The sequence below is a fragment of the Myxococcus sp. CA056 genome, from assembly GCF_013336715.1.
GTDB classification, from domain to species: Bacteria; Myxococcota; Myxococcia; order Myxococcales; family Myxococcaceae; genus Myxococcus; species Myxococcus llanfairpwllgwyngyllgogerychwyrndrobwllllantysiliogogogochensis.
In genome coordinates this window covers 466,586-480,460 of sequence record NZ_JABUMT010000004.1, presented here as the reverse complement: position 1 = coordinate 480,460, position 13,875 = coordinate 466,586, and the positions used below count along the sequence as shown (strand labels likewise).

General features: G+C 69.0%; 11 protein-coding genes. 8 read left to right on the top strand and 3 right to left on the bottom strand.

Annotated elements, in window-relative coordinates:
* The first annotated feature begins 1 nt into the window (after nt 1).
* The 5 genes from pilM to HUA76_RS20320 all read left to right on the top strand — a co-directional run bounded on the left by pilM (nt 2) and on the right by HUA76_RS20320 (nt 5,922).
* Nucleotides 2–1,606 (top strand): pilus assembly protein PilM, encoded by a 1,605-nt coding sequence (gene pilM / locus HUA76_RS20340; protein WP_174457163.1) that lies wholly within the window; start codon nt 2–4, stop codon nt 1,604–1,606.
* Between the two features lie 2 nt (nt 1,607–1,608).
* A complete protein-coding gene (gspM, locus tag HUA76_RS20335) occupies nt 1,609–2,163 on the top strand; it encodes a type II secretion system protein GspM (RefSeq protein WP_141643862.1) in 555 nt (184 codons plus the stop codon).
* A gap of 3 nt (nt 2,164–2,166) precedes the next feature.
* The gene (gspN, locus tag HUA76_RS20330) at nt 2,167–3,141 is read left to right on the top strand and encodes a type II secretion system protein GspN (protein WP_141643861.1); all 975 of its coding nucleotides are present in this window, start codon (nt 2,167–2,169) and stop codon (nt 3,139–3,141) included.
* Nucleotides 3,142–3,234: 93 nt separating this feature from the next.
* Complete coding sequence (locus HUA76_RS20325; RefSeq protein WP_141643860.1) at nt 3,235–4,872, top strand: sigma 54-interacting transcriptional regulator; 1,638 nt, start codon at nt 3,235–3,237, stop codon at nt 4,870–4,872.
* 540 nt (nt 4,873–5,412) lie between these two features.
* Nucleotides 5,413–5,922 (top strand): RNA polymerase sigma factor, encoded by a 510-nt coding sequence (locus HUA76_RS20320; RefSeq protein ID WP_174462007.1) that lies wholly within the window; start codon nt 5,413–5,415, stop codon nt 5,920–5,922.
* Between the two features lie 11 nt (nt 5,923–5,933).
* Here the strand turns inward: HUA76_RS20320 and HUA76_RS20315 are convergent, their stop codons facing one another.
* Genes HUA76_RS20315 through HUA76_RS20305 form a run of 3 tightly spaced genes read right to left on the bottom strand, consistent with a single transcriptional unit; the run spans nt 5,934 to nt 9,748 of the window.
* A complete protein-coding gene (locus tag HUA76_RS20315) occupies nt 5,934–6,860 on the bottom strand; it encodes an ADP-ribosylglycohydrolase family protein (protein WP_217439892.1) in 927 nt (308 codons plus the stop codon).
* Between the two features lie 51 nt (nt 6,861–6,911).
* Entirely contained in the window at nt 6,912–7,571 is a 660-nt protein-coding gene (locus HUA76_RS20310; RefSeq protein WP_174461826.1) for a hypothetical protein, read from the bottom strand.
* The gene (locus tag HUA76_RS20305) at nt 7,571–9,748 is read right to left on the bottom strand and encodes a S46 family peptidase (RefSeq protein WP_174461825.1); all 2,178 of its coding nucleotides are present in this window, start codon (nt 9,746–9,748) and stop codon (nt 7,571–7,573) included. Before HUA76_RS20305 ends, HUA76_RS20310 begins: the two co-directional genes overlap by 1 nt.
* Before the next feature lie 140 nt (nt 9,749–9,888).
* Between HUA76_RS20305 and HUA76_RS20300 the strand changes: the two genes are divergently transcribed.
* The 3 genes from HUA76_RS20300 (at nt 9,889) to HUA76_RS20290 (ending at nt 13,871) form a co-directional block, all read left to right on the top strand.
* Complete coding sequence (locus tag HUA76_RS20300; RefSeq protein WP_141643856.1) at nt 9,889–10,626, top strand: M50 family metallopeptidase; 738 nt, start codon at nt 9,889–9,891, stop codon at nt 10,624–10,626.
* A 97-nt stretch (nt 10,627–10,723) separates the two neighbouring features.
* A complete protein-coding gene (locus HUA76_RS20295) occupies nt 10,724–12,895 on the top strand; it encodes a PHB depolymerase family esterase (RefSeq protein WP_174461824.1) in 2,172 nt (723 codons plus the stop codon).
* A gap of 250 nt (nt 12,896–13,145) precedes the next feature.
* On the top strand, nt 13,146–13,871 hold the full coding sequence (locus tag HUA76_RS20290; RefSeq protein ID WP_141643854.1) for a hypothetical protein: 726 nt from the start codon (nt 13,146–13,148) through the stop codon (nt 13,869–13,871).
* Nucleotides 13,872–13,875: the final 4 nt, after the last annotated feature.

Below are 13,875 nucleotides of genomic sequence, written 5' to 3'. Positions count from 1 at the left end.
CATGGCCCGCATTCTTGGCCTCGACTTGGGCAGCCACTCCGTGAAGGGCGTGGTGCTGGAGGCGCGGACGAAAGGACACGCCACCCGGAGCTACGTGGAGGTGCGCCGCGCCCAGGAGGGCGAGCGCGCCGACACGCTGCGCGCCGCGGTGCAGGAGCTGATTGGCAAGCTGCCACCGGGTCACGCCGACCAGGTCGTGGTCGCCCTGCCCGGCCCCGCGCTCATCACCCACTCGCTGAGCCTGCCGTTCTCCGACGGGAAGCGGATTGAAGCGACGCTGCCCTTCGAGATTGGCAGCCTGCTCCCGTTCGACATCTCCGACGTCGTCTACGACTACCAGGTCGTGGGCCAGAAGGAGACGGACGGCAAGGAGAAGGCCAGCGACCTGCTGGTGGGCGTGGTGCGCAGGGCGGAGCTGAAGTCGCTGCTCGACCTGCTGGGCGAGCTGAAGGTGGACCCGCGCATCGTCACGCACCCGGCGCTGGCCTACCAGAACATGCTCCAGCAGGCCGCCAGCCTCTTCGAGGGCAGCGGCGAGGGCGGCGTGGTGGCCGTGGTGGACATGGGCCACGAGCGCACCTCGGTGGCCATTGGCCGGCCGGGCACGGGCGTGCAGTTCGCGCGCACCTTCGCGGGCGGCGGCAAGGACTTGAGCAAGGCGCTGGCGACGGAGTTCCAGACCTCGCTCACCGAAGCGCATCACTGGAAGGAGCAGCACGGGGCCATGGCCAGCGCGGCGCAGGGGCCGGACGCGGAGCGCGCGGCGGCGGCCTTCGTGCGCGGGCTCCAGCCGGTGCTGCGCGAGCTGCGCCCCACCCTGAAGGCCTACACGGCGCGCAGTCGCCAGCAGGTGGGCGCGCTGGTGCTGTGTGGCGGCTCGGCGCGGATGCCGGGCCTGGCGGAGCAGCTCTCCCGGGACTTGAACCTGCCGGTGCGAGTGCTGGCGCTTCCCGCGGACACCTCGGAAGCGGTTCCCTCCGCGGAGCAGCCGTCCGCCGCGCAGGCCTACGCGCTGGCGCTGCGAGGCAACGCCACGGGCGCGCGTGCGCCGCGCTTCAACTACCGACGCGACGACCTCGCCTTCAAGGGCGACTTTGACTACGTGAAGGACAAGCTGGGCCTGCTGGCGTCCTTCGCCGCCACGCTGCTGCTCCTGCTCATCGCCTTCGGCGTGGTGCGCAACTCCGTGCTGTCGCGGCGCGAGGCGCAGGTGGACGCGGCGCTGTGCGAGACGACCCAGCGCATCCTCGGCAAGTGTGAGAAGGACTACAACCGCGCGCTGAACCTGCTCAAGGGCGTGGAGAGCCCGGCGGCGGCGCTGCCCCGGATGTCCGCGGTGAACCTGCTCGCGGAGGTGACGCAGAAGGTGCCCACGGACCTGCCGGTGAAGTTCGACCGAATCCAGATCGACACGGACCGCGTCATCCTGCAGGGAGAGACGGACTCCTCCAAGCAGGTGGATACGCTGTCCAACGCGCTCAAGAACCACGCGTGTTTCAAGGAAGTGAAGCAGGGCAAGGTGGAGCGCACCCGCGACGGGCAGAAGGTGACGTTCCGCCTGGACGTGCAGGTGCAGTGCCCTGGTGCGGAAGGGGGGGAGAGCTAGTCATGGCCAGGCTTCAGGAAGTGCTCGCGCCGGTGCAGACGTGGTTCGAGCGGTTGAGTGACCGTGAGCGGCGGATGGTGTCCATCGCCGGCGCGGCGGTGGCGGTGTTCGTCGTGTTCGCGGTGCTGATGACGTTCGCCAACACCGCGTCCGGCTACCGCAAGCGCACGCAGGACAAGCTGGCGAAGCTGCAGGAGGTGCAGGCGCTGGCGGCCAGCTATCGCGAGGCGCAGGCGTCGCGGCAGGCGGTGGAGACGCAGCTGACGTCCAGCAACGTGCAGCTCATCACCTACATCGAGGACAAGGCCACGGCGGCCGGGCTCCAGGTGCCCAACATGACGCCCAAGGGCGACGTGGGCGTGGGTGACGGGAAGATCATGGAGAGCTCCGTGGAGCTGACGTTCTCCGACGTGGACCTGCGCAAGCTCACGGACTTCATGCGCACGGTGGAGAGCGGTCCTGGCGTGGTGAAGGTGAAGTACCTGCGCATCGAACCGAGGCCGAACGACACGCTGACGGCGTGGACCACCGTGGCCACCTACCGGATGAAGCAATAACCCATGTCCTCTGACACCAAGCTCGCGCGCTGGAAGATCATCCTGGGCTACGGCGCGTTCGCGCTCGTGGCCTTCATCCTCTGCCTGCTCATCACCTTCCCGTACGACACGGTGCGCACGCGCCTCGTCTCGGAGGCCGCGCAGGCGGGGCTCGCCGTGCGCATCGGCTCGTTGAGGCCGGGGCTGGCGGGTGTCACCGCCACCAACGTGCGGGTGAGCAAGCCGCCCCAGCCGCTGAGCGCGGAGACGCTGGCGATGCTCGTCAGCGGCGAGGGCACCCTGCCGGGCGCCGCGGAGCTGGGCGAGGCGGTGGTCATCGACAGCGTGGCGGTGCGCCCCACCCTCTTCCCGCCGGGGCTGGCCATTCGCGCCAACGCACTGGGTGGAACGGTGGCGGGCTCCATGGGCTGGCTGGGCGACATGAAGGTCCGCGCGGAGCTGGACGGGCTCAAGGCCAGTGGTGGCAACCTGCCGGCCTTCCTCGGGATGGACCTGGATGGCGAGCTCAATGGCGTGCTGGCGCTGACGCTGCCCAAGGGCAAGAGCCCGGAGCCGGACCTGTCCCAGGCGAACGGCGAGCTGACGCTCGACTCACAGGGGCTCATCATCAAGGGCGGCAAGGCGTCCATCCCCATGGGCGGTGGCAACTCGATGCCCATGGAGCTGCCGCAGGTGGCGCTCGGCGCGCTGGTGGGCCGCATCAACTTCGAGAAGGGCCTGGGCACGGTGCAGGAGCTGCGGCTGAAGGGCGAGGACGTGGAGGCGCTGGCCACCGGCACGCTGAAGCTGGGCAAGCGGCTGGAGTACAGCGAGCCCGCCATGGATGTGAATCTCCGGCTGGACCCGGAAGCGCAGAAGCGGCTGGGCCTCCTGGCGGCGGGAATCACCATCTTCCCCCCGGACAAGAAGGACCCGAGCTTCCGGGCGGCCAGGCTCGGCGGCTTCCTCAACCGGCCCACCTTCCTGCCCCGTCGGTAGCACGCGGCACCTGGGGGCGCGCCCAACCCGACGCGTGGGGTTGAAGTCAGCGCGCCGGGACGTGTAAAGCGCGGGCGCACAGGAGGGTCGTGGATGCCGGAGCTGGTGTTTTTTCGTCGTGGCGAGGAGGTGTTGAGGGTGGGCGTGGACCGGGCACGGTTGGTGCTCGGGCGCGGCGAGCAGAGCGACGTCGCCATTCCGGACCCGGAGGTGAGCCGTCAGCAGGTGGCGCTGCTGTGGGACGGGACGCGGTGCCGGGTGCAGGACCTCTCCGGCAAGGGCACCGTGGTGGGCGGCACGTCCGTCACCGACGCCGAGCTGCCCGACGGCGCCGACCTGGTGCTCGGTCAGTGGCGCGCGGTGTTCCGCCTGAGCGGCGGCGGCGAGGGCGCGGATGTCGCCACCGAGGTGGGCCACACCACGTCCATCCAGAAGGACGCGCAGGTGCCGCGCTGGCAGCCGGCGCAGGTGCGCGTGAAGCAGGGCCTGAACGAGTCGGTGCACCGGCTCACCGGGGACAGCTTCACGGCGGGCAAGGACGCGGGCTGTGACCTGGTCCTCCAGGACCGGTTCGCCTCCAGCAAGCACCTGAAGGTGACGCGGCGGGAAGGCACGTTCCACGTCGTGGACCTGCGCTCCACCAACGGCACGTGGCTGGGGCCGGTGCGGCTGTTCGAGGCGGAAGTCACGCTGCCCACCACGCTGCGGGTGGGCGAGACGGAGCTGGTGCTGGAGGTGGCGGCGACGGGGTCCAAGAAGGAAGTGGCCTCCTTCCACGGCATCATCGGCAACGACACGGCGGTGAAGGGGCTGGCGGACCTCATCGAGCGCGTGGCGCCCTCCACGGCGGCCGTGACGATTCTGGGCGAGTCCGGCACTGGCAAGGAGCTGGTGGCGAAGGCCATCCACCAGTGCTCACAGCGGGCGAACAAGCCGCTGGTGCCAGTGAACTGCGCGGCCATCTCCAAGGAGCTCATCGAGAGCGAGCTGTTCGGCCACGAGAAGGGCTCCTTCACGGGCGCGGCGAACGCGCGCAAGGGCGCCTTCGAGGAGGCCGACGGCGGCACCCTCTTCCTGGACGAGATTGGCGAGCTGCCGCTGGACCTGCAGGCGAAGCTGCTGCGCGCGCTGGAGAGCGGAGAAATCAAGCGCGTGGGCGCCAGCCGGCCCATGCACGTGGACGTGCGGGTGGTGGCGGCGACGAACCTGGACCTGCTGGCGGCGGCTCGCGAGGGCAAGTTCCGCGAGGATTTGTACTACCGCCTCTGCGTGATTCCGTTGCACCTGCCGCCCCTGCGCAGCCGCAAGAGTGATTTGCCCGCGCTGGCCGAGCACTTCGTGAAGGTGTACGCGCCGCGAGGGCAGACGGTGAGCTTCTCGGCGGCGGCGGTGGAGCGGCTCCGCGGACACATGTGGCCGGGCAACATCCGCGAGCTGCGCAACGTGGTGCACCGCGCGTTGTTGTTCCGCAAGGGCCCGGTCATCGACGCGGCGGACCTGACGTTCGACCAGGAGATGAACAAGGAGACTGGCATCGCGGTGCCGGAGCTGCCTCCTGGGATGACGCTGGAGCAGATGCTGGAGAAGCTGGAGCGGCAGATCGTCGAGGCCGCGCTGCGCCGGTACAACAACAACCGCGAGCGCGTGGCTCGCGAGCTGGGCGTGGCTCGCTCCACCCTGTTCAAGCGCCTGAAGGACTGGGGCCTGACGAAGCAGGACGAGCAGGAGTAGCGCCCGCGACAGCCCCGCCCTTCAGGCGTCATGAAGGGCGGGCGCACCGTGTCGCGGGGCCCGTCGAGCATCAACACCGCGAATCGCTCGGACCGCGGCGCCGCATCGACGTGCGTGTGGAACCGTTCCCGTTTGACGACGCCCAACCCCGAGTCGGCGACGATGACGATGTCCGTCGAAGCCGTCGCGAGATCGACCTCGAGGGGCGGAATCCGGAACGAGTCCCCGCCCACCACCCAGCCTCATCTTCTTGTCCATCCACGACCTTCCTCCGTGGATGACACGGAGCCAGGCGGCGTTCGACCCGGCCGTCAGCCCCCCCGTGAACCCCGCCCACGTCCCGCGCCACGCGGCCCCAGGACACCGTGAGCCTACCCACCTTCATGCCCTGAAGTACGAGCGGAAACCCGGCGCCGGGCTCCTGTCCGTACCGATAGATGCGCGGTGGAAAAATCCCACCGCCACGGGCCGATAGACCCTTTTCGCGACCGGTTCGTTCCAAAGGAGGTCCCCGCTGGGGTGTTCAGGAGCCCACCCGTGATGCACGCCGCAGTCATCGACCTTCCGCCACTGACCCAGCTCTACAACGAGCACCGTGCCCGCGCCCTCGCCATCGCCCGCCGCATCGTCGGCGACGCGGACGATGCGGAGGACGTGGTGCAGGACGTCTTCGCCCGACTCGCCTGGAAGTCTCCTGGCTACGGCGGACGCGCGGCCTGGACCACGTGGCTCCACCGCGTCATGGTCAACAGCAGCATCAACTGGCTGCGCGCACGCAAGCGCCGCGAGCGACTCAGCCTGGAGCCATCCGAGCCCCTCACGCCCGAAGTCCAGGCCGTGGGCGCGGAGCTGCAGCGCCACTTCACCGACGCCATGCAGGAAATCAACGAGCAGCAGCGCCAGGTCCTCCACCTGCGCGAGGTGCGCGGCCTCAGCTACCCCGAAATCGCCCGCCTGCTGCGCATCCCCGAAGGCACCGTGAAGAGCACCCTGCACCGCGCCCGGCAGCGCACCTTCGGCCTCATGGAAGAGCGCGGCCACCACCCCTGAGGCCCACGGCGCTACTCCAGCGCCCGAAGCTGGAGCTTCTCCCGAGCCTCCAGCCACGACGCGGGAATCGCCGCCCTGCCCGTGACGAGCACGACGATGCCGCCCACCATGGCGCACGTCGTGTCCATGTCGCCCCGCCCGGACACCGTGGACCACAACGCGTCCTCGTAGTGCTCCAGGTGCCGCACCGCGCACCACACCACGAACGGCACCGTGTCCTCCGACAACACCTGGAAGCCACTGCCCATCTCCTTCGCGGCCGCCGTCGGCGTCGTCTCCAGAGACCAGCCCCGAGCCTTCTCCAGCCCGCGCCGCGTGGCACCGTTCGGCGTGTACTCCAGCACCACGTCGAAGAGGTTGCGCGCACGCCCGCGCGTCGCCGCGTCCTGACACGCCCACGCCGCCGCCACCGCGACGGCCACGGCGCCCGCATGTCCATCCGGATGGTAGTGCGTCACCTCCGCGGAGAGCCGCGCCTCGTCCGCCGCGCGCCGCAAGTCGCCCGCGAAGTAGGCACCCAACGGCGCCACGCGCATCGCCGCGCCGTTGCCCTTGGACCCCGTGCCGTCGAAGACCTGGGACGACGCGGGCAGCCAGTGCATCCCCAGGTGGATGCGCTCGAGGATATCCAGCGCCGTGCCGCCATAACCCCGGTAGCGGTTGGCGCGGTAGCGCTTGCCGAAGAGCTGCGCGAGCCGCTCCTGCTCCACCTGCCCATGCTCGTCGAGCACCTGGACGATGGAGAGCGCCATCTCCGTGTCGTCCGTGTACGGCCACGGAGGGGAAGGCGGCCTGCGCGCCTCCACCCACTCCGCCACCAGGCTCCGCGCCGCGAAGAACCGCTCGCCAAAGCCATCCCCCACGGAGAGCCCCTCCAACGACAACAGGGCTCGCGACATCCGCTCCGCGTGGTCCGCCGGTCTGCCAGTCGAGGACATGGCGCCAGTCAACACCCGGCGCCACCTTCGTGTCAAATCGACACTATTCGACTACTCGTCACCCTTCGCGCCGACGAACTGGTCACCCTTGTCCTTGAAGAGGACGTTGAAGTTGGTGAGCGAGCCGTAGACGCGGGTGATGTAGCTCTGCATCTCCACCTTCTCCGCATCGGACAGCTTCGGGTGGGCATTGAGCTTCTGCTCGAGCACGCGAAGCCTGTCGCGCACCATGACGACCTTGTGGAACAGGCTGTCGATGGGCAGGTCCTTGGCCTGCAGCTCCGGGTTGCCCGGAACCAGGCGCACCATGCCGCCCTCCCACTTGCCAGCGAGCGGGGGCGCGTCGGTCAGGCCGGACGCCTCCCGGAAGATGTCCATCAACTCTTCACGCGTCATGTTCAGCCCTTCCAGGTCCACGACTTCGTTGGGGTCCACCCGGCGGCGAATGACCACCGGGGCCACGCTGCGCGCGGTCCGCTCGCGCGAAGGAGAATGCGCCGCCGGGGCCACGGCCGTGCCTCGGGGCGCGTACTTGTCACAGATGGGGGCGGACGGAGGGAACATGCCCCGCGAGGACTGGAGCCGACACGGCCCCACCCAGCCCCGGCGCTCATCCACCGAGTGAGGGCTCCACAGCTTGCAGTTGCCGCACACCTGCTCTTCCGGCCGGAAGGTGGGCAGGGGCGGAGCGGCGTCCGCCGGGTCTGTCATCAGCGCGTCTCCCCCGCAACGGGCGGGCCCTTGCGCACGCCCAGCTCCCTCAAGAGCGTGTCCGCGTTCTCCACCTGGTCCAACATCCACAAGACATACCGCACGTCCACGTTGACGTTGCGGGCCACGTCCGGGTTGTAGCCGAAGTCGTTGGCCACGTTCTCCCAGACGCGGTCGAAGTTGACGCCCACCAACTGCCCCTTGCCGTTCACCGTGGGGCTGCCGGAGTTGCCACCCGTCGTGTCCGCGTCCGCCAGGAAGTTCACCGGCACGTCCTTCAGCTTCTTGTCCGCCCACGCGCCAAACCGCTTGGACTCGGCGACCTTCGACACGCGCTCCGGCACGTCGAAGGGCTCCTCGCCGGTGTGCTTGGCGAGCATGCCCGCGAGCGTCGTTTGCGGCGTGTACACCGCGCCGTCTCTCGGCGAGTAGCCCTGCACCTTGGCGAACGTCACGCGCAGCGTCCCGTTCGCATCCGGCGCCACGGGCTTGCCCGCATGCGCCAGCACCGCCTTGCGCCAGTCCGGACGCAGCCGCAGCGACATGCCCTGGCGACGGTCTCCCACGTCGTCCAGCGCCTCCAGCTCCCGCGCCAGGTCCGCGCCGAACGCCAGCATCGGGTCCTTGCGCGCCTCCAACTGCGCGGCCGTCTCCGTCGCCATCTTCATGCGCTCGGACAGCGTCAGCACCTGGGTGACGGCATAGAGCGCGTCCACCTTCGCGGCGACGTCCTTCTCCACGAACACCTTGCCGAAGTGCTTGTCCACGGCGGCGATGCGCTCGTCCGCGCCCAGCGCCTGCGCGCGCCGCACATAGGCCATGAGCAGCCGCTTCTCCGCGGGCAGGAACACGTTCTTCTGCTCGCGCTCCAGGCGGTCCTTGATGCGGGCCTGCTCGCGCTCCATGTACTCCGGGCGGCGCTCCAGGTCCGGCTTCGCGCGCTCCGCGGCCAGCCGCGACAGCGTCACCGCCAGCGCGGGGCCTCGGGCCAGCCGAGGAGTCGACCCGAGCAGGAACTCGCGCTCGAACACCTTCGTGTTCGCCTTCTGCTCGGCCAGCAGCGCGTCGCGGGCCGTCAGGGCGCTCGCCCACTTCGCGCTGTTCTTGCCGGCCCAGGCCGCCACGTCCGCTTCGGACTGGTGCTGCTTCTCCACCAGCTTCCCGCGCTTGAGACCCGCGAGCTGCCCGCCCGCGTTCTTGTGCACGTTGTGCAGGCTCTTGACGGTGGACGCGACGGCGATCTTCCCGGCCGGGTCCTTGTCACCTTCTTCCTCCAGGATGCGGATGGCTTCGCCGAACACGTCGCGCATGCGCGGGTAGAGCCGCGACTGGCGCTCCGCCATCTCCTCCGCGAGCAGCGCGCGGTAGGTGCGGCCCGGGTAGCCGAGCACCATCACGAAGTCGCCCGGCTTCACGCCCTCGGTGGCCAGCGGGAAGAAGAACTCCGCCTTGAACGGCACGTTCTTCTCGCTGTACGGCGCCGAGGCCCCATCCGGCGCGGTGTACGCGCGGACGATGGCGAAGTCACCAGTGTGGCGCGGCCACATCCAGTTGTCCTCCTCGCCGCCGTACTCACCCACCGCGCGCGGCGGCGCGTAGACGAGCCGCACGTCCACCAGCTCCACCGCGTCCACCAGCGTGTAGTTGACGCCGCCGTCGAACGTGGACACCTGGCAGCGCGTGGCGGGGCGCTTCTCGCACTCGGCCACCAGCTCCTTCTGCTTGCGCTCGATGGCCTTGTAGCGGACCAGGTCGTCCGCGCCCTGGGGCACCGCGGCGAGCACCTGCGCCGTCACGTCCGTGAAGCTGCGGGGCACCTGCACCCGCGCGCCCTTTCCGGGCAGCTCGTCCTTGCGCTCCGAGGCCAGGAACCCCTGGGTGATGAGGTCCCTCTGGGGCGTGCTGTGCTCCTGAATGACGCCGAAGGCACAGTGGTGGTTGGTGATGACCAGGCCCGTGGAGGAGATGAAGGCGCCGGTACACCCACCCACGTTCACCGCGCCCGCGAGCAGGCCGGTGCCACGCTTGGGGTCCCAGAGCTTCCGGGGAGAGACCTGGAGCCCCTGGGCGCGAAGCCACGCCGGGTCCAGGTCCAGCACCTGCTGGGGGGTCCACTTCCCTTCCCCGGCCAGAGCCGGGGCAGCCACGAGCGAGAGCAGGAGCAGCGCTTTCTTCATGGAGAACTCCCTACCCCGTCCGGCGCCCGGAGGCGACCCCCTCGGAGGGTCCGACGCTTCGCGGCAAGCCAGGAGTTTCCCGGGAAGAGGGACCGAGCTTAAGTGTTGGGGTGTCTGATGGAGGGGAGGCCCGGAAAACGATGAGGACCGCCAGCGGAGCAAAGCTCGACCTCGGCCGCCTGGCCCTCCTGCTCGCCATGCTGGGAGTGGGTTGGTATTTCTGGGACTCGCCCGTCCTGTGGCCCCTCAAGGTGCTGGTGGTGATGATGCACGAGAGCGGGCACGCGCTCGCCACCCTGCTGCTGGGTGGGTCCGTGGACCGCATCCACCTGATGGCCGACCAGGGGGGCCTGTGTATGTCCCGCCTCCCACCGGGCGTGCTGCGACAGGTCGTCCTGTACTCGGGAGGCTACCTGGGGAGCGCGGTGGCCGGGGCCGGGCTGCTGATTGCCACCTTCCGGTTCCAGCTCCGCCGGGGCGTCCTCGTGGCCGCCTCCGCGTGGCTCGTCATCATGGGCCTGCTGTACGCGGGCGACATGTTCACCCTGGCCTTCTGCGTGGGCACCGCGGTGGTGATGGGCGCATGCGCGAAGTGGCTGCCGGATGGCGCGGTGGACCTCCTGAACCTCTTCATCGCCGCCTTCACCGCGCTGTACGCGGTGTTCGACCTTCGCGATGACCTCTGGAACAGCACCGTGCGCGCGCAGAGCGACGCGGCGCTGCTCGCCGACGTCACCTACGTGCCCTCCATCGTGTGGGCCGCCTTGTGGACGCTACTGGCCGTGGGCCTGCTGGTCGTCGCCGCGTACTGGTCCCTCCACGCTCGGCCCCGGGGCATCCAGATGCCCCCGGTGGGCACCCGGGCCCGCCGGGCCTGAGCCGCCACTTCATACTCCGTGGCAAACGCAACATTGAAACAATTACAGAACGCCTACTAGAGTGAGTCGGGTCGTACTCCCGCTCGAGAGGTGTTCCATGAGAAGCGTCGTACTCAGCGTCGTCGTGGCGTTCCTGGCCGCGTGTGGCACGGGCCCCGAAGAGACGACTGCCCAGGCGCTCGACGTCCAGCGCTCCGCGGTCAACATCACCGTGGAGGACCAGATTGTCACCCGCCTGCCGAGCGCCTCGGGAGCCACCCTCGGGTATTCCGAGTACCTGCCTCCGGGCTATCTGACGTCGACCCAGAGCTACCCGGTCATCATCCACCTCAACGGCATGGGGGAGCTGGGTCGGGCGACGACGGAGGCGGAGCTGTACGCCATCACCACGAGGCACGGCGCGCTCGCCAACATCCGCGCGAGCGCCACGTGGAAGACGTACTTCGGCAACAAGCAGGTGATGGTCTTCACGCCGCAGAGCCTGGACAACTACTCGCCCACGGAGCTTCGTCCGTTCGTGCAGTTCATCGTCGCCAACTACCGGGTGGACCCCACGCGCGTGTACCTGACGGGCCTGAGCATGGGCGGCTGGGGGACGTGGCGGTACGCGAACCTGTATGGCGCGGAGCTGGCGGCCATCGCCCCCTTCGCCACCAACATCGGAGCGCCGGGCAACACGCTCACCACGCTCAAGGACGTGCCCATCTGGGCCTCCAGCAGCTACAACGAAATCGCCGCGCAGCAGGCCTGGCTGGTCAGCTACACCAAGAACTACGACGTGTCGCAGGTGGTGAACATCTCCAACACCTCGCAGAAGCTGACGTACCTGTTCGACAAGACGACGAAGCAGTGGACGTCGCAGGCGGGCGCCGTGAGCACGGGGACGGCCATCGCCCGGTTCATCGTGATTCCCGGCTCGGACCACACCGGTTGGTCGGAGTCCTACGGCACGCAGGCGTTCTGGGACTGGATGCTGGCGCAGCAGCGCGGCACGACGCCGCCTCCACCCACCCAGTACACGCTCACCGTCAACAGCGGCGCGGGTGACGGCCAGTATGTGAGCGGCACGCAGGTCACCCTCACCGCCGACGCTCCGGCCCCTGGCTACGTGTTCGACCAGTGGACCGGTGCCACGGTGGCGAGCACCACGTCCGCCACCACGACCCTGACGATGCCCGCGGCGGCCACCACCGTCACCGCGACCTACCGCGTGTCCTCGCCCACGCAGTACACCCTCACCGTCAACAGCGGCTCGGGAGACGGCCAGTACACGAGCGGCACGCAGGTCACCCTCACCGCCGACGCTCCGGCCTCTGGCTACGTGTTCGACCAGTGGACCGGGGCCACGGTGGCGAACCTGACGTCCGCGACCACGACCCTGACGATGCCCGCGGCGGCCACCACCGTCACCGCGACCTATCGCGTGTCCTCGTCGGGCCTGCCCATCACCACCGAGGACCAGCTCGTCGGCCGGCTGACGAGCGCCACGGGCGCGCCGTACGCCTACGCGGAGTACCTGCCTCCGGGCTACCTGACGTCTCCGACGACGACCTATCCGCTGGTGCTCCAGCTCCACGACTCCGGGGAGATGGGCACCACGAGCACCGAGGCCCAGTTGGTGGAGATGGTGTCCCGCTACGGCCCGCTCAAGCTCATCCGCGACAACGCCACCTGGAAGACATACTTCGGCACGAAGCAGGCCATGGTCTTCGCACCGCGCGCCTCCGCGAACTGGGACGCCACGCAGCTCAACGCCCTCGTCGACTTCCTCATCGCCAACTACCGCGTGGACCCGTCGCGCATCTACGTCACGGGCCGCGTCCTCGGCGGCTCCGGTGCGTGGAATTATGGCCACAGCCACGGCAACCGCATCGCCGCGCTCGCGCCCGTGGGCGCGAACCTGGGCGGCCCCGGCCCCGCGCTCACCCAGTTGGTCAACGTCCCTGTGTGGATGGTGGACGCCTGGCAGACGGCCGACGCGTGGACGGCCCAGCACTCCTGGTTGCGCGGCCTGACGAAGGCGTATGGCTGGGACCAGTACCTGACCTTCGCCGCGCCCGCCGCGACGCTCACGTACGTGTTCAACGCCACCAACGACACCTGGTCCACCCAGACGGGAGCCCATGGCGCGGGGACCTCTCCCCTGCGCTTCACCGTGCACCCCCAGGGCACCGACTTCGGCACGCCCACGTACGAGAACCTCGCCTTCTGGGATTGGATGTTCGCCCAGCAAAGACAGGCTGGATTCTTCCATCCGCGCCTGAATTGACCCCCTGAGCGAAGGCCTGCTCATTCCAAGGCGACGGTCATCCTCCGTGGCGACTGTCGCCCTCCACCAGGGGCCAGGAGGTTGCGAGGGATTGCCATTCCGCACGCACCCGCGTCCGTCCGAACGTGGGTCAAGACTTATCCGCTAAACGGAATTTCACGGATTTGTCTTGTGCAAAACAGACGGACTATACGTGCGGGCCATGTAGCTATTTCCGGCTACGGGCAATCCCATACCCCCAGGAGCAGACATGAAGCTCAAGACGTTGATTGGCTCGCTGACGCTGGCGACGCTGCTGACCGGTGGCACGGCCGTGGCCCAGAACATCGAGCCGGTGCCCCCGCACGAGACGGGCGAGATTCCCAGCAGGGATGGAGAGATGGTGCGCGTTCCGTTGAGCAAGGTGCTCAAGGACTCGGCGCGTGAGGACATCGAGCAGGCCCCCGTGGAGGGCTTCCTTCCGGAGCTCCCCATCCTGGTCGACGGTGTGAAGTACACCGCGAAGCAGATCCAGGAGAAGGACATCCACCTGTCGCACTACGTGCTGGACGCCCGCTCCGCCGAGCAGGCGGTGGTGCAGGGCTTCCGCACCACGGCGGACGTGACGAAGTACTTCAACCAGACGGGCCAGTTTCCCTCCGAGCAGCCCACGGGCGCGGAGCTTGGGCCGTGCAACCCCTGGTCGGTCTTCTTCGAGCACTCGTGGTACGGCGGCGCCAACTTCTCCGTCTATCCGGGCTGGGGCTACAACACGCTGGGCTGGTGGAACGACCGCATCTCCTCCATGTGGAGCACCCAGTGTGGCCGTTGGACGGTGATGACCGAGCACCATTATTTCGGCGGTCACCAACTCTGGGTCGCGCGCGCCTGGGCCGTCGGCAACATGGGCAGCTACGGCTGGTACACGGGCTGGTGGCCGTTCCGCCGCTGGCACTCGTGGAACGACCGCGTCTCGTCGGTCGCCGTCTACTGGTAGTCGC